The 20,934-nt window shown below is 42.3% G+C and carries 28 protein-coding genes and 2 tRNA genes; 12 read left to right on the top strand and 18 right to left on the bottom strand.

What is annotated here, in order from left to right; genetic code table 11:
* Positions 1-4: 4 nt before the first annotated feature.
* Entirely contained in the window at positions 5-520 is a 516-nt protein-coding gene (locus tag ACZ5NL_RS09920; protein ID WP_464842144.1) for a biotin transporter BioY, read from the top strand.
* Here the strand turns inward: ACZ5NL_RS09920 and ACZ5NL_RS09915 are convergent.
* Positions 517-1,110 carry an NTP transferase domain-containing protein gene (locus ACZ5NL_RS09915; protein WP_464842143.1) on the bottom strand — a complete coding sequence of 198 codons (594 nt, stop codon included), beginning with the start codon at positions 1,108-1,110 and terminating at the stop codon, positions 517-519. The two genes, ACZ5NL_RS09920 and ACZ5NL_RS09915, sit on opposite strands and share 4 nt — an antisense overlap.
* 58 nt (positions 1,111-1,168) lie before the next feature.
* Between ACZ5NL_RS09915 and ACZ5NL_RS09910 the strand changes: the two genes are divergently transcribed.
* The 6 genes from ACZ5NL_RS09910 to ACZ5NL_RS09885 all read left to right on the top strand — a co-directional run bounded on the left by ACZ5NL_RS09910 (position 1,169) and on the right by ACZ5NL_RS09885 (position 4,282).
* On the top strand, positions 1,169-1,810 hold the full coding sequence (locus tag ACZ5NL_RS09910) for a hypothetical protein (RefSeq protein WP_464842142.1): 642 nt from the start codon (positions 1,169-1,171) through the stop codon (positions 1,808-1,810).
* Positions 1,794-2,162: a Mov34/MPN/PAD-1 family protein gene (locus ACZ5NL_RS09905; RefSeq protein WP_464842141.1), complete on the top strand. Its 369-nt coding sequence runs from the start codon at positions 1,794-1,796 to the stop codon at positions 2,160-2,162. Before ACZ5NL_RS09910 ends, ACZ5NL_RS09905 begins: the two co-directional genes overlap by 17 nt.
* Before the next feature lie 63 nt (positions 2,163-2,225).
* The gene (locus tag ACZ5NL_RS09900; protein ID WP_464842140.1) at positions 2,226-2,603 is read left to right on the top strand and encodes an ArsR/SmtB family transcription factor; all 378 of its coding nucleotides are present in this window, start codon (positions 2,226-2,228) and stop codon (positions 2,601-2,603) included.
* Positions 2,604-2,628: 25 nt separating this feature from the next.
* Positions 2,629-2,928 (top strand): MazG nucleotide pyrophosphohydrolase domain-containing protein, encoded by a 300-nt coding sequence (locus ACZ5NL_RS09895; RefSeq protein ID WP_464842139.1) that lies wholly within the window; start codon positions 2,629-2,631, stop codon positions 2,926-2,928.
* 111 nt (positions 2,929-3,039) lie between these two features.
* Positions 3,040-3,489, top strand: a complete 450-nt coding sequence (locus ACZ5NL_RS09890) for an Lrp/AsnC family transcriptional regulator (RefSeq protein WP_464842138.1) — start codon at positions 3,040-3,042, stop codon at positions 3,487-3,489.
* Positions 3,490-3,577: 88 nt separating this feature from the next.
* On the top strand, positions 3,578-4,282 hold the full coding sequence (locus ACZ5NL_RS09885; RefSeq protein WP_464842137.1) for a DUF92 domain-containing protein: 705 nt from the start codon (positions 3,578-3,580) through the stop codon (positions 4,280-4,282).
* A gap of 46 nt (positions 4,283-4,328) precedes the next feature.
* On the opposite strand, the gene ACZ5NL_RS09880 is transcribed toward ACZ5NL_RS09885, so the two are convergent.
* Genes ACZ5NL_RS09880 through ACZ5NL_RS09860 form a run of 5 tightly spaced genes read right to left on the bottom strand, consistent with a single transcriptional unit; the run spans position 4,329 to position 8,187 of the window.
* Positions 4,329-5,384: an SPOUT family RNA methylase gene (locus ACZ5NL_RS09880; RefSeq protein ID WP_464842135.1), complete on the bottom strand. Its 1,056-nt coding sequence runs from the start codon at positions 5,382-5,384 to the stop codon at positions 4,329-4,331.
* A 35-nt stretch (positions 5,385-5,419) separates the two neighbouring features.
* The gene (locus ACZ5NL_RS09875; protein WP_004068622.1) at positions 5,420-6,022 is read right to left on the bottom strand and encodes a 30S ribosomal protein S3ae; all 603 of its coding nucleotides are present in this window, start codon (positions 6,020-6,022) and stop codon (positions 5,420-5,422) included.
* A gap of 15 nt (positions 6,023-6,037) precedes the next feature.
* The gene (locus ACZ5NL_RS09870) at positions 6,038-6,283 is read right to left on the bottom strand and encodes a KEOPS complex subunit Pcc1 (protein ID WP_464842134.1); all 246 of its coding nucleotides are present in this window, start codon (positions 6,281-6,283) and stop codon (positions 6,038-6,040) included.
* Positions 6,273-7,700 carry a DHHA1 domain-containing protein gene (locus ACZ5NL_RS09865; RefSeq protein ID WP_464842133.1) on the bottom strand — a complete coding sequence of 476 codons (1,428 nt, stop codon included), beginning with the start codon at positions 7,698-7,700 and terminating at the stop codon, positions 6,273-6,275. The genes ACZ5NL_RS09870 and ACZ5NL_RS09865 overlap by 11 nt, the downstream gene beginning before the upstream one ends.
* Before the next feature lie 31 nt (positions 7,701-7,731).
* On the bottom strand, positions 7,732-8,187 hold the full coding sequence (locus ACZ5NL_RS09860; RefSeq protein WP_004068616.1) for a 30S ribosomal protein S15: 456 nt from the start codon (positions 8,185-8,187) through the stop codon (positions 7,732-7,734).
* Between the two features lie 198 nt (positions 8,188-8,385).
* On the opposite strand from ACZ5NL_RS09860, the gene cas6 reads away from it, so the two are divergent.
* Positions 8,386-9,123 (top strand): CRISPR-associated endoribonuclease Cas6, encoded by a 738-nt coding sequence (gene cas6 / locus ACZ5NL_RS09855; RefSeq protein WP_464842132.1) that lies wholly within the window; start codon positions 8,386-8,388, stop codon positions 9,121-9,123.
* Here the strand turns inward: cas6 and ACZ5NL_RS09850 are convergent.
* Positions 9,092-9,991, bottom strand: coding sequence for an MraY family glycosyltransferase (locus ACZ5NL_RS09850; protein WP_464843472.1), 900 nt, complete (start codon positions 9,989-9,991; stop codon positions 9,092-9,094). The two genes, cas6 and ACZ5NL_RS09850, sit on opposite strands and share 32 nt — an antisense overlap.
* 78 nt (positions 9,992-10,069) lie before the next feature.
* Here ACZ5NL_RS09850 and ACZ5NL_RS09845 point away from each other — a divergent pair, with 78 nt between their 5' ends.
* Together ACZ5NL_RS09845 and ACZ5NL_RS09840 are read left to right on the top strand one after the other, a co-directional pair.
* Positions 10,070-11,392, top strand: a complete 1,323-nt coding sequence (locus ACZ5NL_RS09845) for an HAD-IA family hydrolase (protein WP_464842131.1) — start codon at positions 10,070-10,072, stop codon at positions 11,390-11,392.
* 5 nt (positions 11,393-11,397) lie between these two features.
* The gene (locus ACZ5NL_RS09840; RefSeq protein WP_464842130.1) at positions 11,398-11,760 is read left to right on the top strand and encodes a DUF2304 family protein; all 363 of its coding nucleotides are present in this window, start codon (positions 11,398-11,400) and stop codon (positions 11,758-11,760) included.
* Here the strand turns inward: ACZ5NL_RS09840 and ACZ5NL_RS09835 are convergent.
* From ACZ5NL_RS09835 to ACZ5NL_RS09820, 4 genes are all read right to left on the bottom strand, one after another.
* Positions 11,757-12,287: a deoxycytidylate deaminase gene (locus ACZ5NL_RS09835; protein WP_464842129.1), complete on the bottom strand. Its 531-nt coding sequence runs from the start codon at positions 12,285-12,287 to the stop codon at positions 11,757-11,759. The genes ACZ5NL_RS09840 and ACZ5NL_RS09835 overlap by 4 nt on opposite strands.
* 47 nt (positions 12,288-12,334) lie before the next feature.
* On the bottom strand, positions 12,335-13,117 hold the full coding sequence (locus ACZ5NL_RS09830; RefSeq protein WP_464842128.1) for a M48 family metallopeptidase: 783 nt from the start codon (positions 13,115-13,117) through the stop codon (positions 12,335-12,337).
* A gap of 6 nt (positions 13,118-13,123) precedes the next feature.
* Positions 13,124-13,489, bottom strand: coding sequence for a BlaI/MecI/CopY family transcriptional regulator (locus ACZ5NL_RS09825; protein ID WP_087035399.1), 366 nt, complete (start codon positions 13,487-13,489; stop codon positions 13,124-13,126).
* A 96-nt stretch (positions 13,490-13,585) separates the two neighbouring features.
* Positions 13,586-13,663 (bottom strand) — tRNA-Lys (locus ACZ5NL_RS09820).
* A 102-nt stretch (positions 13,664-13,765) separates the two neighbouring features.
* Between ACZ5NL_RS09820 and ACZ5NL_RS09815 the strand changes: the two genes are divergently transcribed.
* A tRNA-Leu gene (locus ACZ5NL_RS09815) sits at positions 13,766-13,853 on the top strand.
* A 46-nt stretch (positions 13,854-13,899) separates the two neighbouring features.
* Here the strand turns inward: ACZ5NL_RS09815 and ACZ5NL_RS09810 are convergent.
* On the bottom strand, positions 13,900-15,129 hold the full coding sequence (locus ACZ5NL_RS09810; RefSeq protein WP_464843470.1) for an aminotransferase-like domain-containing protein: 1,230 nt from the start codon (positions 15,127-15,129) through the stop codon (positions 13,900-13,902).
* Between the two features lie 66 nt (positions 15,130-15,195).
* Between ACZ5NL_RS09810 and gyaR the strand changes: the two genes are divergently transcribed.
* A complete protein-coding gene (gene gyaR / locus ACZ5NL_RS09805) occupies positions 15,196-16,200 on the top strand; it encodes a glyoxylate reductase (RefSeq protein WP_464842127.1) in 1,005 nt (334 codons plus the stop codon).
* 383 nt (positions 16,201-16,583) lie between these two features.
* Here the strand turns inward: gyaR and ACZ5NL_RS09800 are convergent, their stop codons facing one another.
* The 6 genes from ACZ5NL_RS09800 to ACZ5NL_RS09775 are packed head-to-tail and all read right to left on the bottom strand — an operon-like array spanning position 16,584 to position 20,933.
* A complete protein-coding gene (locus tag ACZ5NL_RS09800; RefSeq protein WP_464842126.1) occupies positions 16,584-17,249 on the bottom strand; it encodes a DUF72 domain-containing protein in 666 nt (221 codons plus the stop codon).
* Positions 17,250-17,273: 24 nt separating this feature from the next.
* Complete coding sequence (locus tag ACZ5NL_RS09795) at positions 17,274-17,732, bottom strand: 4Fe-4S dicluster domain-containing protein (protein ID WP_464842125.1); 459 nt, start codon at positions 17,730-17,732, stop codon at positions 17,274-17,276.
* Between the two features lies 1 nt (position 17,733).
* The gene (locus tag ACZ5NL_RS09790) at positions 17,734-18,702 is read right to left on the bottom strand and encodes a respiratory chain complex I subunit 1 family protein (RefSeq protein ID WP_464842124.1); all 969 of its coding nucleotides are present in this window, start codon (positions 18,700-18,702) and stop codon (positions 17,734-17,736) included.
* Positions 18,699-19,937, bottom strand: coding sequence for a hydrogenase large subunit (locus ACZ5NL_RS09785; RefSeq protein ID WP_464842123.1), 1,239 nt, complete (start codon positions 19,935-19,937; stop codon positions 18,699-18,701). The genes ACZ5NL_RS09790 and ACZ5NL_RS09785 overlap by 4 nt, the downstream gene beginning before the upstream one ends.
* Positions 19,930-20,490 carry an NADH-quinone oxidoreductase subunit C gene (locus ACZ5NL_RS09780; RefSeq protein ID WP_464842122.1) on the bottom strand — a complete coding sequence of 187 codons (561 nt, stop codon included), beginning with the start codon at positions 20,488-20,490 and terminating at the stop codon, positions 19,930-19,932. The genes ACZ5NL_RS09785 and ACZ5NL_RS09780 overlap by 8 nt, the downstream gene beginning before the upstream one ends.
* Positions 20,487-20,933, bottom strand: a complete 447-nt coding sequence (locus tag ACZ5NL_RS09775; protein ID WP_464842121.1) for an NADH-quinone oxidoreductase subunit B family protein — start codon at positions 20,931-20,933, stop codon at positions 20,487-20,489. Before ACZ5NL_RS09775 ends, ACZ5NL_RS09780 begins: the two co-directional genes overlap by 4 nt.
* Between the last annotated feature and the right edge of the window lies 1 nt (position 20,934).

Below are 20,934 nucleotides of genomic sequence, written 5' to 3'. Positions count from 1 at the left end.
TAAAATGAAAGCTAAGGAGATATCTTATGTGGCACTCTTCGCAGCTTTAACCGCAGTTGGAGCTCAAATAGCAATCCCAATCGGCACTGTGCCAATAACGCTTCAAGTTCTCTTTGTTTTGCTAAGCGGTCTAATCTTGGGGGCGAAACTTGGGTTTTTAAGCCAGATGGTGTACCTCTTTATGGGTGCCATAGGACTTCCTGTTTTTGCAAACTTCAGTGGAGGCTTTGGGCATATATACGGCCCTACTGGAGGTTACCTAATAGCATTTCCAATTGCAGCATTTTTAGCAGGATTAATGAGCGAAAGAGGAAGGAGAACAAAGGACTATGCCATAGGCTCTGCGATAGGCATTCTAGTGATCTACCTTGTAGGCTGGTTGAGATTGGGACTTTTTATGGGGGGAGATTTTGAAAAGGCCTTTTTGATAGGAGTTGCTCCATTTGTTCCAATAGACGCTGTAAAAGGGGCAGTGGCAGTTGTGATTGCCGATAGGGTTCATAAAAGCATTGGAATTTAAAGCCCCTTTCTAATATTTTCTTCCACAAATTTAATGTCCAAGGAATTCTTTACTTTAAAGAAGCTCAGTGAAACCTTTGGGTTTCTCTTAATAAGCTCTTCAATGCTTACTTCTTCATAATCAAGGTAGTTCGCGATGCAGCTTATCCTTCTCTCGTTTTCGCTTAAGCATGTCTCAACTGCCTTTCTCAGAGCCCTTGCATTGTAAAAAGCGTGGGTAATTTCAAGGCTCCCATCGGCCCATACTGGGATTAGGGCATCAGCATAGCGGTCATAGAATAATGTCGATAGGTAATTTACCAGAAAGGGCATCACCAAGGGCATGTTGCCCTCTACAAGAAAGACATCTCCTGAAAAGGGCAACGCTTTGTGAAGAGCTTCAAGCTTGTTTCTCACCCTTACAGCAATAGGATTTGAAACATGAAGTGAGAACTTTCTTAATTCTTCTTTCCTAACTACTGTAAGGGTTTCATCAATTCTCTTTGCGTTTAAAAGCCTTTTCTCTACTATCCTTATCATGGGTTCTTCAAGTATTGGATTCAAATAGCTCTCCCACTTCCTTTCCGGAAAGGCAAGTATATATGCCCGCATGAGTGGAGATAAAGCAGGGGCTTTAAAAATCTTCTTGGGATAGATTTATAGCATTGTGATGAGCATTATATATCTGGGGAAGAGCATGGAAGAGCTTAGCCCAGCACTTGTTGTGCTTTTGTTCCTCGAAGATTTCGCGAGGGAAAACCCTTCAATTAGGAAAGGCGCCAAGTATTTCCAGTGGCAGAAGAGATACGATGGTTACGACGTTGCTTATTCCATTGTGGGAGCCACACTAGCTGAACTTATCCATGAGGGATACATAGAGCTAGAATTTAAGAAGAAGCTATTCAGGAAGAGCATTATATTCACAAGAAAGAGACTGATTCCAAAAAGATACGGGGTCTTGGGGAGAGGATTAAATTCAATAAGTGAATACACCCCAACGGCGCTTCATTCGGCTTTGTTCCTCGTATTTCCTGTGTCTAGATTCCCTGCTGCATTCCTAGGTACATATATAATTGAAAAGGAGTTGAAGGATGGAGAACCAAAAAAACTAAGAAGTAACCCGGAAGTTGTAAAGTATAAAGAGAGACTTAAAGCATTGCTGGAAGAGTTTAAAGAAGGCAATCCGGAGTTATGGAACGGAATTAAAAAGGAAGTAGATAAGGCATGTCAGCTGGTAAGGGGAAAACAGGGCTATACTCTTTACTCACCCCTTGATATGCTGGAGGAAAGGAAGAATGAAGGTAAAAATTAGGAAAGAGCTTTTAGAGTACCTTCTACAGTTGGCGAGGGATTTTTATCCCAACGAATTTGGTGGATTTCTAAGAGAAAAGGATGGAATCTTTGAAGAAGTTCTGATAATCCCAAAGGGCTACTTCGGTAAGGAGTCCGTTTATTTTGATACATGGCTCTTGCCTCATGATGAAAACATAAAAGGAACAGTTCATTCACACCCAATTCCTTCCCCTAGACCATCTCGGGCGGATGTGGGCTTTTTCTCTAAATTCGGAGGAGTTCACATAATAATTGCGTATCCTTTCAGGGAAGAGAGCGTAAAAGCCTACAACAGCGAAGGGAGGGAGATCGAAATAGAGATAATTGAGTGATGTTAGAATTCATATGAAAATTTTTATAAATGCTGATTTTCTTAAATACTCTGGTGAAGCTCCATGAAGGTTAGGGAACTTCTTGAAAGCTTAAACGAAAAACAGAGAAGAACTGTGCAAAAATGCTTAGCTTCATGCGAGATAATCGACTTGGAGGAAGAAGTCGAAACTGAACTTTCTAAAGATTTAATAGAGTTCGTGAAGGTTCTATCAAACCCAATAAGAGCGGGAATACTAAAAATGCTCAAAAACAGATGGATGTGTGTATGTTTAATAGCAAAGGCATTAAACCAAGATCAGACCCTCATAAGCCATCATCTCAGAACTCTTAAAGGAATGAATCTCCTACACGAGAGAAGGGAGGGAAAGCTTAGATTCTACAGGACAAACCTTGAGGAACTTAAGAGATACGTGGATATGCTGGAAAAGGAGCTTCTCTAAAACTTTATTTTATTTGGTGAGCATTATGGAGCGACTTCAAAGAGAGGTAGACAGGGTAATAAAAAGTTTTGGCGGATACTGGGAGCCTTTTGAAATGCTGGCTGCAGCTGTTGAGGAGCTTGGAGAACTTTCGAGAGAAATGTTAAAATTTGAGGGTATTAAAGAAAAAGGAGAAAAGAAAAAAATCAAAGAAGAAATCGGGGATGTGCTGTTCGCTCTTCTGTGCATCGCGAACTATTATGGGATAGATGCAGAAGAGGCCCTTCTTGAGAGCATCTCCAAGTATTCAACAAGAGACAGGGGTAGATGGAGTGATAAAGGCTAAATCTCTGCAACTTATTAACCGATAAAATTTCCGTTCATTCATCACTCTGTTAGGGATTTTTCGAAATATTTATATAAATTGGTAACAAAAAATGCATGAGGGTGATTGTACATGAGGAAAAAAATCGACAAATTCGATTTACAGATAATAAAACTACTTTCGAAAAATGCAAGACTAAACTATAGACAGTTGGCTGAATATCTAAATACAACTCGCCAAAGGGTCTCAAGACGTTTGGAGAGGTTAGAAAGAGAGGGCATAATAAAGAAGTACACAATCATCCCGGATTTTGATAGACTTGGGTACATATACGTGATACTTGGGATAACTCTAACCCCTGGAACTCCACTGGAGGAGCAGATAGAGATTCTCAAAAACGATGAAGATGTCAAAGTGATAGAGAGGGCTATTGGAGCTCACAATCTCGTAATTCACCTTTTGGTTCCAAAGGACATGAAAGAAGTTGAGAAAAAAATAACAGAAATAACTGGGAGACTTAAAAATGTGGAGAAAGTTGACGTAACATTCATAACAGAAGTTGTCAAATTTGAGCTCGTCTGAAAACTTTTCTTTTTTCGGCAATAAGTGAAAGAAAAGCTAATAAAAGCTTGGATAAAAGAGACAGGCAGAGTCATAAGCGGTGAGTACAATGAACATTGCCACTATTGCAGTAATTGCAGTATTGGGCACTCTGGCATACAAACTAAAGGCCCTCGATGGCAAAGGAACCATAGCTGCAGCACTTATTGGAGTAACAACCATTGTATTTGGAGGGATTTTCCCATTTTTAGCGCTACTCACCTTTGTCCTTCTTGGAGTTTTTGCGACGAAATATCGTCTTGCAGAGAAAGTCAAAAGAGGGATTGCTCAAGAAGGAAAAGGAACAAGAAGCTGGCAAAATGTTCTTGGGAATGGTCTTGCCGCTGTGATATTCTTGTTAATTGAACACTACACCAAGCAAGATGTCTTCTGGGCTGCCACGTTTTCTGCAATAGCTACTGCAAATGCAGACACTCTCGCTAGTGAGCTGGGGAAAATATTTGGCAAGGCTCCAAAAATGATAACAAATCTAAAGCCCGCAAATGTAGGAGAAAATGGAGCTGTCTCCTGGCAGGGAGAGCTCATTGCCTTAATTGGAGCATTTATCATAAGCATTTTTGCGGTGTTTTTGACTCCTCAAAAAATTGAAATGCTCTCTGCCGTAACCCTCGGTGGATTTATAGGGTGCAACATTGATAGCCTACTCGGTGCAACACTTGAAAATAAGGGAGTTATAAACAACCATCACACAAACTTTTTAGCCACCATCATAGGGGGAATAATTGGAGGAGTAATTTTCCTTTTCCTGCTGTGATGAGATGGCGGATTGCTGAATTGTGATGACGACCTTAGGATCTGAGCTATCCTTTGTCTCTTTTTTTCCTCAATTCCTCTTCATAGATAGTCCAAAGGGCAATTAAGGCAGCTGGAATTCCGTGTTCTGTTGCAAAAGTCATGTAAGGGGCCAGATCAACAACATAATCTGCGTATCTAAAAAGCCCCCTCGGAATGCCCTCCCTCGAACCTATAAAAACCACAACTTCCTTGGCATAGTATATGTCTTTTGCAAGATTTTCTTTTACTTCAGAAACGCTGTGCCCTTTTGGGTCGGTAATTATGAGCAACCTCTTATTTCGTCTTTTGTCCCTTATAACTTGATAAAGATCCCACACGCTAACCGGAACCTTTTCCACCTTCCAGGGGTATGCCTCCCGTTGAATCTGATGCCTAGACTCTTGGCCGATTTTTACTCCTTTTATAAACTCCATCAGCTCATAAGCATCTATCTTCTCTTTGGGTGCTATAATAAGCTCTCTCACTTCAAAAGCTTGAGCGGCTCTCCCAATTTTCTCACCAAAGTTCCTGCAAGCCTTGTAATCGCCCCAGTAGGGCATCTGAACTATTGTAACTTTTTTAAAGAGCTTTCTTGCGTCTATCTTGTCTGGGGTGAACTTCTTCCACTCTTCTTTTCCAGTAATAGATATATAAGCCCTATCTCCGATGATTTCCACTAAGACTGTTTTATCCGGGAAAGTTAAGTCAACTTCAGCGTTTGTAAGCTCCTTTATTTTCCCTCCAAGTGCCACATTGACATCAACACTTGAAAAATCATGCTTTCCTCTTCTCTTTGTTTTCACTGCGAAGCTCTCGCCCTCGTTTATGTACTTTGCTACCTCCCCGGCAATGGATATTATATCATCAATTGTGGCAGAGACTTCAAAAAGAACTGGGATTACTCTCTCAATCTCAGGAATTTCAAAAAGCTTTTTTTCTGCATCTTTATCTTCACTTTCCACAAGAACAAGACCCGAATATCCATGAGGAGCTATCCAAACTTTGGCATCTCCGAGTAGATCTTTAATGTAGTTGGCAGCAACGGCTTCCATTCCCCGCTGGGTTTTTATTAGAAATTTCATAAAAACCACCGAAAGCTAAGAGAAAAGAGAAATAATCAGGCTTCTGGTTCTGCAAGAACCTTTATCTTCCTTATCTCAGCTCTCTTGAGTGGATATATCTTCTTGGCTTCTCTTGCTATCTCAGCAGCCATCTTTCCGTTAACTGCCTCAAGCACAAAGTCTGTAAAGTTAAGCTCCTCTGCCTTCTTGCGGATTATGTTCTCCATTATTTCTCTAATAGCCCTCTCCTGACTTGTCTGTATCCTCCTTATTGCTATAACCATGCCCATAACTCTGAGCTTGTAGCCATCCTTTGTTGTTATGTTAAAGATACCATCAATTCTCGTAGTTCTTCTCCTCACAAGGCTTCTTATGTAGCTCCTTGCCAGCTTGTGGCCCTTAAACTTAGTGTATGCGTTCTGTCCTTTAACGTCGTAAATCTGGAAGTAAAGCTTTACCTGACCCTTTGTGAAGTCTCCGGTTAAATCCTTCAAAGTGGTCTCAATAACCCTTCCCTTTACCTTTTCGGGATCATCTGCGGGAGTTAAACCAATCTCCTTGCTCCCGAAAAATTCTGGAGCGTAAACTATATACCAGTTCTTGAGCTTCCACTTATCCCTTGCAGCGGCAGCCCTCTTCCTTGGGTTAGCTCTTGCCATCTTAACACCTCCAATTCATTTCTTTATGACATCCTCAGCGATCTTGATTGAAAACACCAAATCATCCAGCGCTACTATCAAGCTTTCAATCTCACCAAGGTATTTAACTTTTGTTATGACTCTACCATCTTCCCAGTAGGTTCTAAATTTAAAGTTTTCTGGTAGATTAAGATTGTCAACTTCAACGGCCTCGGCAATAGCCTTAGCCGTACTTTCATCCTCATATTCCCAAATTATCTCAGCCCTAGCTTTAATTTTCATCTGTTCCACCGCTTGAGTTCTGCTCTCCAAGGAGTTTGTTTATTAGCTCAGCAAATTCGTCTATTTTATCCTTAGGAATCCTTATGCCCGCTGCTATTGCATGTCCTCCGCCTTCTCCTCCAAGAATCTCCGCAGCTTTTCTTAAGGCTTCCCCCAGGTCGTATCCTTTCTCAATTCCTCTTTTTGTTGTTCTAGCAGAACCTTTTACGAGCCCATCTTCGTCGCTGTCTGCTAGGACAATTACGGGCTTTTCGGGCTTTGCAAGTTGGGCATTTATTGCCATTGTTGCTGCTATCCCCACCATGGTGTCTTTGATGTTTTTGCCCGCGTAGAATATGTAGGCATGTTCTTTTTCAACTGCGTTGCTCCAGTTTTGTATTAGGTATCTTCTCATCTCTATTTGCTCCCTCTTGTACTCATCCACAAGTTTTAATGCATCTTTGAATGCTTTTTCGTCCCCTAAGCATATTGCAACGCCCAAAGTGCCCATGTTAAGTCTTCCTGTAGCATTCAAAAGGGTGGCAAATTCCCTTGCCTCGTGCCTTGGATCCCCCTCGGGATAGAGCTTAATCAGCACCACATCCCCAATGAGCCTGTCAATGTCTTCTTTGGAGGCATTGTTCTTAATTAAATGAATAACAAGGGCATCATGGAGCTTTCTCTTCTCCTCCTCTTTAAGCTGCCAGTAATTCATATCTGGATCAAAGCCCTTGCTACGCAGGAATTCTATTGCGTTTCTCAAGTCTCCCGTAATGCCCGGGAGCTCTGGATTTGAGGCGTAAGCAAGCATCTGGGCTAAAGTTCGGGTTTCTCTTCCAAAGAGCCTCAGCTCCTTACGAAGCTCTATCAAGTCCAGCTCTTTTGCATCTTCTATTATGTCAAGGTTCATTCCGTGAAATTGCCCATCGATTTCCTGCATATCACCGACTGCACCGACCAAAGCCAAATAGCTTAGGTCTTTGTTTCTTTCGTTTATTGCCCTTGCTACAAAGTAAGCCACACCAGAACCGCTTAAGTCTCTAACGCTATCTGCTCCAAATTGGGTGGGATTTACAAGTATATGGTTTTCTTGTTCGATTTCGCCATCTTCTGGTGGGTGGTGATCCGCTATAACAACACTAGCATCTTTTAGATAGCTCTCAATTAGCTTTATAGATCCGCTCCCGAGATCGCTGAAAACATAAATCTTCTGTTTTTCTTCTGCAAGCTCTTTTAACGTATCTTCCCCAAGCTGCTTCACTATACTGAGATGAAAATCTGCTCCTTCCCTAGCAAGCGCTTTTGCTAAAATTGCACCGGCAGTTATGCCATCTGCATCTCTATGTGAAACAATACGGATAGTATGGCCTAACTCACTGTGCATTTTTATTAGCTCTGCACCTTCCCTAACCTTCTCTAAAAATGCGTTCTTATCCATTATACCACCTTAATAAGGAAAAAGGTGAAAATCAGCGGACGAGAAGCTTTGCTTGCTCTGGATCGTATCTCCACTTAGCTGGTAGCTTTCCGGTTCTCCTGTAGTATTTTACAAGTCTCCTGATCTTGCTCTCAGTAAGCTGGAGGCCTCTCATTGAGTGAAGGTCTTTGGGATGCTGTTCTAGGTGCTTCCTAAGTTTGACTGCCTTTCTAATGAGGAACATTAAATCCTCTGGAATCTCCGGAGCAAGACCGTTCTCTTCGAGTATCTTGGTTATTTTCTTTCCAGTGATGAGCCTAACACTTGGAATCCCATATTGGTCTCTCAAAATAGTGCCTATCATAGCGGCACTATATCCTTCCTTTCTAAGCTTAACAACAAGATTTTCAACTTCCTCAGCGGTGTATTCTACCCATGTAGGTGGGGCAGTCCTCGGTGGCTTCTTTGATCCAGACTTTCCTCTTTTTCTTGCATGCAACCTTGCCATTTCCAACACCTCCCGGTGACGGCCAGCTACTGCCAGCCGCCCCTTATAAGATTGCCAATAGTGGGTGATAAAAGGGCTTTAAAAAGTTTGCCCCTATGGTGTTTTACCTTTACAGAAAATAAGCAGGAAGACAATCTGCATTCGAAATTCTTATTAACATCAAAGGCAAAGATATTAGTTAGAGCGGAGGGTCAGTTAATGAGAATTGAAATCAAACTTAAACCTGAAAATAAGAATGCTATAGTGCCATTTAACTACAACGATGAAATCCATGACCAGCTACTTGAGAAGATTTTCCTTGCGGCACCAGATTTAGCGGAGGCACTTCAAACGGAGTATAAAGATTACTTCACCTTCTCTAGGATAATGATTAGGGAAAGAGAGATTATTCCCGATAAAGGAATTAAAGTGCTCTCGGATGATATATCACTCTATGTCTCATCTTCTCTCACCGAAATCATAAAGGCAATTGCAGAGGGGTTTATCTCGAATCCTATCTTAAAGGTGGGAGAAGCGATCTTCTCTATGGCTGATATAAAAATACTCCGGGAACCAAAGATAAGGGATGGAACGCTTTTTTCAACGTTAAGCCCTATAGTTGTAAGGACAGCCAAATTTGAAGACAACAAAGTGAAGATATGGGACCTTTATCCAAACAGCGAGGGATTCCAAGACAAGCTCAGAAAAATAATGCTTACAAAGTTTTCAGAGATAAATGGCAGACTCCCGGAGGATACCGACTTTCACCTTGATGTCATAAAGTTCAAACCCGTAAGGATAAAGGTGGGTAAAACATATTACAGAGGCTCTCTGATGGTTTTCCGGTATTATGGGTCGAAGGAGATAGCAAAATTTGGATACGAAAACGGCTTTGGAGACAAAACCAGCTATGGTTTTGGAATGGTCAAAGTAATTGATGAAGAAGAAGGACAATAAGCCCTAAGATAGTTTCTATTCCCCAAACCATAGCAACGAGTTGGGGCTCTTTTACTTTTTTTATTCTCATCAGCAAACCCAGAAAGCTTAGGTAGGGTGGGGCTTTTAGAGTTCCATCTTTCAAAACCTCTGTCCTTCCCAAAGGCCTGCCTTTAAATCGTATTTTTGACTTAAGGAGAAAGTCCACGAAATGAGGCAGCAGTAAAAAAGCTGCAAAGACTTCAACTTTACCTAAAATACCAACCAACCCTATTAAAGCCCCAAGAGATAATGTTCCAGTGTCCCCGGGGAAAATTCTAGCAGGGTATCGATTCCACCATAAAAATCCAAGGGCTACGGCACTTCCCACCAATGCCAAAACTTGGGCATTTCCGGAAGTTATTAACCCTAAAAAGAAAAGGGCTATAGCAGAAGTACCTACCTCCAGCCCATTGAATCCAGCTAAGAGGTTTACCAGATTGGCAGAACCAGTTATGAAGAGTATTGCAAAGAGATAGTAGAACAAGCCCAGTTCAAAAGAAGCCAGGAGAATGTCTAAATTGGTATTTATAGATATCGAAATGACTATTGAGGAGACCAACAAAGACAGAAAAACTTTATGGGACTGTTTAAGCCGAGTTATGTCATCTATTATGCCTATAACCCCAAAGAGAAGGAATATCAGAAGAGCCTTTGCAAGAGTTCCATTTAGAAGAGAGACAAGGCTTAGAGGCAATACGAGTAAAAAAACAAGACCTCCCATTTCCGGAACCTCGGGTTTGTGTATTTTGTGAATGTCCCTTCCAACTATGCCGGCTTTTCTCATTAGCGAACCGATGTAGGGGGTAAGGAGAAGGGAGAGGATAAAACCCACAACAGGCGTTATCATTATAACCACCCAAGCTAAATTAAGCAAGGACTTAATAACTCTTCCGCTACTATAAGAAATGCCGCAGGGTGAAAAAGCATGGACATCCAGCTAGCTGTCTTCGATCTTGATGGGACCCTTGTGGGTGCTCCAATGGATTTTGCAGAGGTAAAGGAGAAATTAAGAGAGAGGCTCGAGAAGGAAGGAATATCAAAGGAGCTCATCGGCGATTTGACACCTATGTATGAAACCCTGCTCAAGATATCCCAGGTCACAGGTATAGATTTCGAATATTTGCATTCATTTCTCGTCGAACTGGAAGTGGAAAGGGCCAGAGACAGCTATTTGTTCGAAGGTTCCAGGGAGCTTCTGAAGTTTTTAAAAGAAAATGGAATAAAAATTGCTCTGATGACCAGAAGTTCGAGAAAGGCCACAGAATACGTGCTAAAAAAACACGGCATCGAGGAGTTTTTTGACTTTGTAGTTACCCGGGACGATGTGGCTCCAGAAGATGTTAAGCCAAATCCCGGCCATTTAAAGACAATACTGGAACATTTCAATGCTCCGCCAGCAAAAGTAGTTGTGGTGGGGGATCACGGATATGATTTGCTCCCAGCAAAAAAATTAAAGTGTCTGAGCGTACTTATAACTTCCAACGAAAGCGGAAGAATGAGCTTTAAAATTGAAGAAGAGGCAAACTTTGAAGTAGCAAACGTCAAAGATGCGATTGAGCTCTTCAAGCGTTTGCTTAAGACATACGTTGTTGTACCAGCGTACAATGAAGAAAAAACAATAGGCAACGTTCTGAAAGACTTACTCCAATATTTCAAAAGAGAAGAGATCGTGGTTGTAAATGACGGGAGCAGAGACAGAACTAGAGAAATAGCAGAAGAAGAAGGTGTGGTTGTCTTAAATCACCTCGTAAACAGAGGATTAGGGGGGGCATTGGGAACAGGGATAAGGTATGCCCTTCTAAAAGGAGCCGAAGTAATATTAACATTCGATGCGGATGGTCAGCATTTAATTGAGGATGCTCTAAGAGTGATAAAACCAGTTGCAGAAGGAAGGGCAGATTTTGCCGTGGGTTCAAGATTAAAAGGGGACGTAAGTGAAATGCCTTTTGTAAAACGTTTTGGAAATTTTGTTCTTGACTTTATAACGGCAGTATTCGCAAGGAAATACATTTCCGATTCCCAAAGCGGCTTGCGGTGCTTGAATAGAGAATGCGCATCCAAAATAAAAATTACATGCGATAGGTATGCCGTTTCAAGTGAAATAATAATCGAGGCTTCAAAGAACGGATGCAGAATAGTTGAGGTCCCTATAAAAGCGGTTTACACAGAATACGCCAAAAAGAAAGGAACCAATATTTTGGAGGGCGTAAAGATAGCTTTTAACTTGTTGTTAGATAGGATGAGGTGATAAAAATGTATGCCGTACAATACATCGCCGTTGTCATTATTTTGGCACTTATGGTATACGTACTTGGAAAGTACGGGAGAAGGGAGCTTGACTGGCAGGATTTGGTATTCTGGGAAGTTCTACTTCTCGTAATGCTAATAATCTCCCTGAAGCCTGTAGAGATCTCTTTAACAATAAAAAACATACTCGGACTTGGAAGGGGCCTAGATGCATTGTTTGTGGTCTCTATAGGGCTCAGCTACCTGCTGTTGTTCAGGCTTTATATCGCAATAGACAAAACCGAGAGGGAGATAACCGAGCTGACACGTCAGATTGCGATAGAATTTCGGGAAATCAAGGAAATTCTAGAAAAACTAGAAAGGGATTAATCCTCTCCAAAAAGCTCTTCCAAGAATACCTTAACCCTCTCCTTGGGGACTTTAAATTGTCTTATTTTCACGATTCCTTTCTCTTGGGCTTCTTTCAGCAAAATCTCAGTTGCTTTGTTTGGATACATCTCTTCGTAAACTATCTCCTTAACTCCTGCATTTACTAGTAATTTAAAGCAGACGTCGCATGGAAAGTGGGTAACATAAAGTGTGGCCCCTTCAAGACTTATTCCCTTTCTAGCGGCCATCGCTATGACATTCTGTTCTGCATGAACAGCTCTATGGCAGTGCCCATCCACTATCAAACAGCCCACATCTATACAGTGATCCATATTCCTTGGAGCCCCGTTATAGCCCGTTGCCAAAATGTAGCCGTCTTTCACAGCAACTGCTCCAACTCTAAGTCTAGGACATGTGGCTCTTAGACTCACGAGCTTTGCAATGAGCATGAAATATTCATCTTTTGTGGGACGTATTTTCTTTATATGGTCCGCTCGCTCTTTATCCAGAACTATCTCTACTTCCATGATACCACCTAATAAAAAAGAAGCAAAGGGGTTAAAAGAATTTTTGATCAGTTGAAAATCCTCTCCCTGAGGGTCATAGCTTCAACTTCAGCCATAATTCTCCATATCCTCTCTTCATAGCTTGGATGTGTTTCAAAGAGCGATTTTTGATGAGATCTCTCTATCTTCGGCTCTATAGAGGGTAGCGCAGATTCCTTAACTTCGATCCTCAAGTCCTCGTAGTACTTGAGTTCTTCAAGAGCTTTCTTTAGGGCCAATGGAACAGGTATTAAGCGCAATGCAGTTTCATCAGCTTTAAATTCTCTCTGTTTTAGGTAATCAGACCTACGAACCTCATAAAGAAGGTAAAACATGAAGGAAGCCAATGAAACCAAGGTGTTTCCAGAAACTAGGAAATTCAAAAGGGCCATAGCGAGCATGAGATATCTCCCATAAGAAATGAGCGGGAAGAGTAGGGTATCCCCATTTTTTATATGGCCTATCTCATGAGCCGCAACTGCGAGGATTTCTTCTTCATCGAGAACCTCAAACAAACCCATGGAAAGTACAATCGAATTTCTAAAAGAGTAAGCATTTGGTATATAATCATCCAGTAGGTAAATTTCAGGAGTTGCTATTCCAGCCTTATTTGCCATTCTCATTATCCCATCATAGAGCCATGGAAGATCTTCATAGGAAAGCTTCCTTTGTTTTTTCTTTAGGGAGCTCTTAACGGTCCACAGGTACAGTCCACTGAGAATAAGGAATATCCCAATCACAAATAACAGACCGAGTTTTCCTAAGTACAAAAGTGTAATCAACACCTGGGCAAGGAATATAAGTTTAAGCATCCGTTATCACTTCTTTATCTTTGAAAGGTATGCAACGGTTGCCTCCTTAAAATTGCTCATGAGCGCATTCAAAATGCTCTCCACAACTTTCTTCTCGAACTCCTCTTTACTCGTAGCCACACTGTAGACGTATCTCATTCCTCCCCTTCCTGTATCCACACTCCTTTTTAACAGTCCCCTTTCACAAAGCCTGTTCATTAGTATGCTAACTGTGGAACGTCTTAAGTTCTCATGCTTCTCTTTTAGATATTCATAGACCTCTCCGGCCGTTGCAACTTTCACTTTCCACATGTACTCCATTATCTCAGCTTCCATTGGAGGCAGAACCGCTCTCAAACCATCTTCATTTATCTTGAATTCATGAGGCTGCATTGAACATCTCCTCCAGTTTATTAACTATCCAGTTTAATTAACCTAGCATCATACATAAATTTTTTGGAACATAAACTCCTTATAGAAGAGCCTATTTGGCGGGCCGGGGGGGATTTGAACCCCCGACCTGCGGATTAAGAGTCCGCCGCTCTAACCATGCTAAGCTACCGGCCCACGCCCAATCCAATAAGGATTGAAGGCTATTTATAAACCTTTCGGTTAAAGGGGACAGAAAAATTTATAAACAAACTAAGAAGACAAATAAACGGCGCTCTTGCGGGGGTTGCCGAGCCTGGTCAAAGGCGCGGGATTGAGGGTCCCGTCCCGTAGGGGTTCCGGGGTTCAAATCCCCGCCCCCGCACCAAAAGCTCTTCTAAATACCAGAAACAAAAAAGAAACAAGAAAAGAGATCACGTGTGGAACTTTTCTTTATACAGCTCGGCAAGCTTTTTAATCCCTACTGGGATATCCTCCTTGCTTGGCCTTGAGAAGTTAAGCCTTATAGCGTTCCTTCCACTGTCATCTGTGTAGAATGGCTTTCCTGGTACCACCACAACCCCTTTCTTTTCCATCAGCTCACCGGCAAAGGATATTCCGTCTGCACCTTCTGGTAAAAATAACATAACAAACATTCCCGCTATCGGTCTTGTAAATTCTGCATCCGGCAGGTTTTCCTCTAGAGCCTTCAGCATGATATCCCTCTTTTCTTTATAACCAAGTAGTGCTCCTTTCAAATGATATTTCTCAAAATAGCCCCTCTTTAAGTATTCCAGGGCAATGTATTGGGAAATAGCTGGAGCACAGAAGTCAATTGGCTGTTTTTGCATAAGAACCTTTTTGAGGATTTCTCCCTCAGCTATTATCCATCCAATTCTGAACCCTGTTCCAAGAACTTTGCTGAGCGTTCCCGCCACTATGACTCTTCCCGCATCGTCTAGAGCCTTTAAAGGCACTATTTCTCCTCCTTCATACCTCATAAAATTATAAGCGGTATCCTCAATTACTAGGAGATCGTATTTAGACGCAATCTCAAGTAGTGCCCTCCTGCGTTCCATGCTCATTGTGATTCCCATGGGATTCTGACCGGTTGGGATGGTATAGATGAATTTAACTTTCTGTCCCTTAGCTTTAAGCTCCTTTATTTTCTCTTCCAACAAATCAACTTTCATGCCCTCATTATCAACTGGGACTCCCTCAATTTTGGCTCCTAACTGCTCAAATGCCAGCAAGGTATTTATATACGACGGGTTCTCTGTTATCACGACATCTCCTGGATCTATCAAAACCCTTCCGAGAAGATCTAACGCCCCCGTTCCACCTATTGTAAGAACGATGTTTTCCGGAGAAACTTCCAAATGATCATGTTTTTTCAAAAATGCTGCCAATTCTTCTCTAAGCTCTGGAATTCCATTTGCTGGAGTATACATAACGGATTTTGGCTCATTTTCAAGAACTTCTTTCGCTATTTCCCCAAGAACAGCCCTTGGAATTAACTCTGGATCTGGATCCCCAGCTGCGAGAGAAATTAACTTTATTCCTTTCTTTTGAAGTTCCGATGCCTTTTTCATGACCTCGGCTAAAGCTGAACCCTTAATCCAATTTGCCCTTCCAGCTAGGTATTTAGTATAGTCCATCCACATCACCGTTAATTAATCTTCATAAAGATATTTATACGTTTTGACTGCTATCTTAGAAGGGGGAATATCATGAAACCTAAGGTGTTCATAACCCGACAAATTCCGGAAAATGGAATTAAGATGATTGAAGAATTTTATGAAATAGAAGTCTGGGAAGATCCAAAGGCACCTCCACGAGAAGTGCTCTTAAAGAAAGTCAGAGAGGCTGATGCTTTAGTGACCCTTGTAACAGACAAAGTAGATAAGGAACTATTAGAGCACGCTTCAAAGTTGGAGATAATAGCCCAGTATGCCGTTGGTTACGATAACATAGACATAGAAGAGGCCACAAAAAGAGGGATATACGTTACAAACACCCCTGGGGTTCTTACGGATGCGACAGCAGATCTTGCATTTGCTCTTCTCTTAGCAGTGGCAAGGAGGATTGTAGAGGCTGATGCCTTTGTACGGAGTGGAGAATGGAAACAAAGTGAAGTTGGCTGGCATCCGTTAATGCTCTTAGGACATGGGCTGAAAGGAAAGACTCTAGGAATAGTGGGTTTTGGAAGAATTGGTCAGGCCCTTGCAAAGAGAGCCAAAGGGTTTGGGATGAGAATCATCTACTACTCAAGAACACGTAAAATCGAGGCAGAAAAAGAGATTGGTGCAGAGTATGTGGAGTTTGAGACCCTTTTGAAAGAGAGTGACTTTATAAGCCTTCACGTTCCCCTAACAAAAGAGACTTATCACATGGTAGGAGAGAAAGAGCTCAAGCTTATGAAGTCCAATGCAGTCCTCATAAATACATCTAGAGGTGCAGTCATAGACACTAAAGCCTTAATCAAAGCATTAAAAGAAGGATGGATTGCCGGAGCAGGCCTAGATGTATTTGAAGAAGAACCATACTACAACAAGGAGCTTTTCAAGTTAAAAAACGTTGTTTTAACTCCCCATATAGGCAGTGCAACTCATGAAGCTCGAGAAGGCATGGCAGAGCTGGTTGCGAGGAACTTAATAGCATTCGCTAAAGGGGAAATTCCTCCGAACATTGTTAATAAAGAAGTTGTAAAAATTAGAAAACCAGGATTTGAATAAAACGCTTAGCATCATCGCACATACAGACGTTGTTGAACTGACCTCCTCCCCGCCATGAACGGCGAGGGTTCCAACGAGTTAACCCCCCGCCACTGGCGGTTCGGTTTACGGGCGCATTGCCTACTCCCGTTGCCGGTTTCGGCTCAGCCCGAAGGCCCGGTCTTGGGCCCGTTACCCCTACCGGCCAGAGTCGGATTGGGGTTATCGTTTCAGAGGCCACCCACCAGAGTTTTTAACCGCTCAAAGGCGGTTTTTTAGAGGACGCCTTACGGCGTCAACCACTCCAAGCGGAGTGGTAACGTGAAACCCCTCGTCTCATCGGGTTGTTTTACGGTGGCCTCTCCGAGGCCTTACTACATCCCAAAGTTTAAAAGAGTTTCGCCTTAAAAGTAAACATAACTCTCTCCTCTATCCCACTCTTTGATCTTTTTAGCCATCTCCCTTAACTCTTCCTCACTGTATTTGTGTTTGTATATTATCCTCCCTTCTTGATAACTTCCGTGAAGACGGTAGTAGTTAATTCTCTTTCTATGGAGGGGCTTTCTAATTAAAGGATCAGCAACGTCGATAAGATCAAACTCCTCAACGAATTTCTTTATTCCCTTTTCACTCCAACCCCTAAGCTCAACTGCAATTTTAAACTTCCTTCTCTCTATCTGCTCAAAAAATCTTTCCGCATTGGTAAAGCTTTCCTCACTTTCTCTAAAGCTTTTAGGAAGCTGAATCAGAATAAATTTTGCCCCTAACGCCTCAGCTTCTTCAAGTGTAAGCTCCCAGTATTTAAAAACCTCTTTCGTGGGTCTTAGCAGTCCCACGTCTCCAGATGGTTTTACATTACTCCGCCTCCAGGTGGGGCTGGTTGGGGGATGTGTTATGCCTTGAAATGCTTTAATAGAAAACACAAAATCTTCAGGAGCTTCCTTTTTCCATTCTTGGAGAGTCTTTTCCTGCAAGACTTTGTAAAAAGTTTGCTGAATCTCCACAGTGCTAAAGTTTTCAAAATACCTTTTCTTGGCTTCACAAAAACCACATGTCCCCACAAGTATCATGATAAAGAATAAAGAAAAAAGTAATTAAATACCTTTTTCCCTAGCCTCGGGGGGTTCTTCTATAAGGTTGTCACTGTACTTGTCGTAGTCGGCAATGAGAAATTCGTCACTCATAGATAGGGCTTTTACAGCCTTTTCTTCTCCTGGAAACTTTTTACCTGGACATACGTCCACACAGAGGGCACAGAACATACAACGGGAGACATAGTGCCTTATTTTTCTAAGCTCTGGAATCCACTCCATGGCATTTGCAGGACATACCATTATACAAAGCCTGCACCCAATGCATCTCTCGGGATCGTAGTGTAGCTTTCCTCTGAATCCTTCCGGAACAGGAACGGGGGGATATATCTTTACTTCTCCTTTTTGGATCTTCTCAACAAGCGATGTTACATCTTTTGGAGCGTGCTTTACCGGGAATGGATTTGTGAATGGTCTCTGAAGCATCTGTTTTATCATTAGGAACATTGCTTTTGTTGGCATTTCACATCACCTCCGCCCATATCAACACCAGTCCAAGAAGGGCTATTATGTTCACATATACCCAAAAGATCCTTGATGCCTGCTCTATCCTGAACCTCGCAAAGGATGTCCTGACCAGCGTCACTGCTAGAATGTAAAATATCAGGACTTTGAAGAGGAACCAAAGCCCCTCGGCTATATAGAGAGCCGCTCCCGAAAGATTCAAGCCAAACAAGTAGCTCAGTGTGAAGGGGAAGAACAAGACTACCTCTATTGCTATCATGGCAAAGCCCCTAACTGCATCTGAAAGATAGAACAGGGCAAGGTTCCTTCCGCTGTACTCTGCAAGCATACCTTCTGCTATCTCCGTTTCAGCCTCTGCTATATCAAACGGAAGCTTCGCCAGCTCTGCTGGGGTTACCCATAGGAAGGTTATCAAGAGTAATAGAACACCCAATCCTCCTAGTGGGCCCACAACAGTCCATACAGGAGTAGAGGCTATTGTGCTCAATGAAAAACTCCTGTAAATTAGGGCAAAGCCTGTTATAACTATTGCAAAGGGCATTTCATAGCTCATCATTAGAACCATTTCTCTCTGGGCTCCCACTGAGGAAAATGGACTGCCTGAGGCAAATCCTCCAATAGCCATTGCAAGTGCCTGAAGAGTTAGGAGGTACAAAATAACTACCAGATCACCGTATCCTTCTAAGGGTGCCTTTAAGATGCCGAATGGGATATAGAGAAGAAGGGTCATTGATGACGCGAATGCTAGGATAGGCATTGCATTGAAAATCCATCTTACTGCGTTTTCCGGTACAACGGTTTCTTTAAGGAGTAATTTACCAACATCCCAGAAGGGTTGCCTTATTGGAGGCCCTATTCTAGAGGTCATTCTTGCAGATACTCTTCTGTCAATACCTTTGTAGATCAATCCAAGGAACACCCCTATTATTGGCATTCCTATAGCGTAAAAAATAGTTTCGGGGGTCATTTCCTCACCCCCAGTTCTTTTTCAAGTTTCTTGGTTTTTTCTACGGCTTTCTTGTGCAGATAAGAGTAGTCTAAAAGCCTACCGCTTGAATCCCTCACGACAGCTACCCTATCATTACAGCACATACATGGGTCTATATACGCCACAACCACTGGAATATCTGCTACTTCTGCTCCAAGCAACAATGGTGCCCACGAATTTATGTTGTTGTAACTCGGCGCTATGACCTTCCAGACTGCAGGGCCGTCTCTAGTTCCATCGTACTTGAAGTAGTGAATAACTTCTCCTCTTGGAGCCTCATGTGCTCCAATTGCCTCTCCCTCTGTCTTTTTGATTTTATTAAGCAACGCTACGTAGTTTGGAATTGCAAGTATCTTTCCTTCTGGAAGGTTGTCAAGACAGAATTCTATTATATCTAAACTCTGCTCAATCTCGTAAAGCCTCACCATTGTAATATCGTAGGCATCTCCCCTTGCCTCCCCGACTATGTCTTGAGGAACCACTGCTTTAATATCCATGTCCGCATAAGCGTCGTATGGAATATCCTGCCTAACGTCCATCCTCAGTCCAGCGGCCCTAGCCGTTGGCCCAACTACATTGAGCTTCAATGCCATTTCCTTTGAAAGCTGTGCGACTCCTCTTGTCCTTGCCTTATAAACCGGATCAGACAAGAAAACTTCCTTCATGTGCTCTGTGAACTCCCAATAGTAGGTTATCATGTCTCTCAAAGCTTTAATGTGACTCTCTTTCAAATCCCTCCTAACTCCTCCAATCATGTACATTGAGTAGTTTATCCTGTTGCCCGTTATGGCTTCAAGAACATCGAGGACCTTTTCCCTTCCCTTCCATGTCCAGAAGAGGAGTGGGTCAAAGCCTATTTCGTGTGCTATAACTCCGAGCCATAGGATGTGTGAGTGGATTCTCTCAAGCTCGGCTATTATTGTTCTTATGTACTGAGCTCTCGGGGGCGCTTCAATACCAAGAGCCTTCTCGCTGCCGATGACAAATGCGTATGGGTGGGATATCGAGCATATTCCACATATTCTTTCTGAAAGATAGAGTGTCTGTATTGCGTTTCTTTTCATTCCCATATACTCAATTCCCCTGTGCGCAAAGCCCCTCTTAACATCAACCTTCACTATCTTCTCTCCCTCAACCTCTGCCTCTACCCTTATTGGTTCTTTTAGTGCTGGGTGAATTGGGCCAATGGGGACATAATAAGTTGTTTTAGCCATTCTGCTCACCCCTTTGTTTCCTAATTTCTTTTACACTCTTATGGGTGTGTTTAATCATGTCTTCAACTCCATACTCATCTCTTCTCCATGGATACTTCCCTTCAGGCCAGTCATCAGGCAAAAAGAGGTGTCTCTTGTTCTTAAGCCCCTCAAATTCAATACCGAGCATTTCTCTGATTTCTCTCTCATTAGTTTCTGCACCAATCATAAGATCCGTTATCGTGGGAAGGACAAGGTTACTCTTCGGGAGGTCAAACTTCATTACTATGCTCACTTCACCCCATGGATGGGAGTGAAAGACCCCAAAGGAGTATATCATCTTGATTGCTTCACCAACGTCTTCTCCGGCAATAAAGTGTAAATGTGGATAGTCTATTTCAAATATTGCCTCAACTGCTTTCCTGAAGGCATCCTTGTTAATCTCCATCCAGATCTCCTGATAACTTCTGGGCCTTTTGACACCCATTTTGTATTCTTTTACCTCATAGTTTAATATCGCATCTCCAAGCTTTTCTTTCAATCTCTCAAGGATTTCTTCAGCGGTTAGTGTCATTTCTCCTTCCCCTCCAGCTCTTTTTCAAGCTTCTCAATTTTGAGCCATGCTTTTACAATTCCATCTATTATTGCCTCTGGCCTTGGGGGACATCCAGGAACGTAGACATCCACTGGTATTATCTCATCTATTGGTCCGGCTATGTTGTAGGAATCATAAAAGACGCCGCCTGTTGTCCCGCAGTTTCCTATCACAACGACGGCCTTTGGATCTGGCATCTGTTCATAGATACGTCTAAGCTTGTCAGCAAAGTCTCTCGGAATAGCTCCCGTGACAAGTAAAACATCTGCATGCCTTGGAGAACCAACGAGCTTTATTCCAAACCTCTCTGCATCATATCTTGGGGTAAGCACAGCCACTATTTCGATATCACATGCGTTACATGAACCCCCCGAAGCATGAAAAACCCAAAGAGAGCGCTTAAAATTAGTCAACTTACCCATA

The organism is Thermococcus aegaeus, from assembly GCF_055393685.1.
This window is presented reverse-complemented; position numbering and strand designations above follow the sequence as displayed.

Coding starts and splice junctions, on each gene's coding strand:
- ACZ5NL_RS09920 (WP_464842144.1), top strand. CDS start 5: ATGAAAGCTAAGGAGATATCTTATGTGGCACTCTTCGCAGCTTTAACC.
- ACZ5NL_RS09915 (WP_464842143.1), bottom strand. CDS start 1,110: ATGCGGGCATATATACTTGCCTTTCCGGAAAGGAAGTGGGAGAGCTAT.
- ACZ5NL_RS09910 (WP_464842142.1), top strand. CDS start 1,169: ATGAGCATTATATATCTGGGGAAGAGCATGGAAGAGCTTAGCCCAGCA.
- ACZ5NL_RS09905 (WP_464842141.1), top strand. CDS start 1,794: ATGAAGGTAAAAATTAGGAAAGAGCTTTTAGAGTACCTTCTACAGTTG.
- ACZ5NL_RS09900 (WP_464842140.1), top strand. CDS start 2,226: ATGAAGGTTAGGGAACTTCTTGAAAGCTTAAACGAAAAACAGAGAAGA.
- ACZ5NL_RS09895 (WP_464842139.1), top strand. CDS start 2,629: ATGGAGCGACTTCAAAGAGAGGTAGACAGGGTAATAAAAAGTTTTGGC.
- ACZ5NL_RS09890 (WP_464842138.1), top strand. CDS start 3,040: ATGAGGAAAAAAATCGACAAATTCGATTTACAGATAATAAAACTACTT.
- ACZ5NL_RS09885 (WP_464842137.1), top strand. CDS start 3,578: ATGAACATTGCCACTATTGCAGTAATTGCAGTATTGGGCACTCTGGCA.
- ACZ5NL_RS09880 (WP_464842135.1), bottom strand. CDS start 5,384: ATGAAATTTCTAATAAAAACCCAGCGGGGAATGGAAGCCGTTGCTGCC.
- ACZ5NL_RS09875 (WP_004068622.1), bottom strand. CDS start 6,022: ATGGCAAGAGCTAACCCAAGGAAGAGGGCTGCCGCTGCAAGGGATAAG.
- ACZ5NL_RS09870 (WP_464842134.1), bottom strand. CDS start 6,283: ATGAAAATTAAAGCTAGGGCTGAGATAATTTGGGAATATGAGGATGAA.
- ACZ5NL_RS09865 (WP_464842133.1), bottom strand. CDS start 7,700: ATGGATAAGAACGCATTTTTAGAGAAGGTTAGGGAAGGTGCAGAGCTA.
- ACZ5NL_RS09860 (WP_004068616.1), bottom strand. CDS start 8,187: ATGGCAAGGTTGCATGCAAGAAAAAGAGGAAAGTCTGGATCAAAGAAG.
- cas6 (WP_464842132.1), top strand. CDS start 8,386: ATGAGAATTGAAATCAAACTTAAACCTGAAAATAAGAATGCTATAGTG.
- ACZ5NL_RS09850 (WP_464843472.1), bottom strand. CDS start 9,991: ATGATAACGCCTGTTGTGGGTTTTATCCTCTCCCTTCTCCTTACCCCC.
- ACZ5NL_RS09845 (WP_464842131.1), top strand. CDS start 10,070: ATGGACATCCAGCTAGCTGTCTTCGATCTTGATGGGACCCTTGTGGGT.
- ACZ5NL_RS09840 (WP_464842130.1), top strand. CDS start 11,398: ATGTATGCCGTACAATACATCGCCGTTGTCATTATTTTGGCACTTATG.
- ACZ5NL_RS09835 (WP_464842129.1), bottom strand. CDS start 12,287: ATGGAAGTAGAGATAGTTCTGGATAAAGAGCGAGCGGACCATATAAAG.
- ACZ5NL_RS09830 (WP_464842128.1), bottom strand. CDS start 13,117: ATGCTTAAACTTATATTCCTTGCCCAGGTGTTGATTACACTTTTGTAC.
- ACZ5NL_RS09825 (WP_087035399.1), bottom strand. CDS start 13,489: ATGCAGCCTCATGAATTCAAGATAAATGAAGATGGTTTGAGAGCGGTT.
- ACZ5NL_RS09810 (WP_464843470.1), bottom strand. CDS start 15,129: ATGTGGATGGACTATACTAAATACCTAGCTGGAAGGGCAAATTGGATT.
- gyaR (WP_464842127.1), top strand. CDS start 15,196: ATGAAACCTAAGGTGTTCATAACCCGACAAATTCCGGAAAATGGAATT.
- ACZ5NL_RS09800 (WP_464842126.1), bottom strand. CDS start 17,249: ATGATACTTGTGGGGACATGTGGTTTTTGTGAAGCCAAGAAAAGGTAT.
- ACZ5NL_RS09795 (WP_464842125.1), bottom strand. CDS start 17,732: ATGCCAACAAAAGCAATGTTCCTAATGATAAAACAGATGCTTCAGAGA.
- ACZ5NL_RS09790 (WP_464842124.1), bottom strand. CDS start 18,702: ATGACCCCCGAAACTATTTTTTACGCTATAGGAATGCCAATAATAGGG.
- ACZ5NL_RS09785 (WP_464842123.1), bottom strand. CDS start 19,937: ATGGCTAAAACAACTTATTATGTCCCCATTGGCCCAATTCACCCAGCA.
- ACZ5NL_RS09780 (WP_464842122.1), bottom strand. CDS start 20,490: ATGACACTAACCGCTGAAGAAATCCTTGAGAGATTGAAAGAAAAGCTT.
- ACZ5NL_RS09775 (WP_464842121.1), bottom strand. CDS start 20,933: ATGGGTAAGTTGACTAATTTTAAGCGCTCTCTTTGGGTTTTTCATGCT.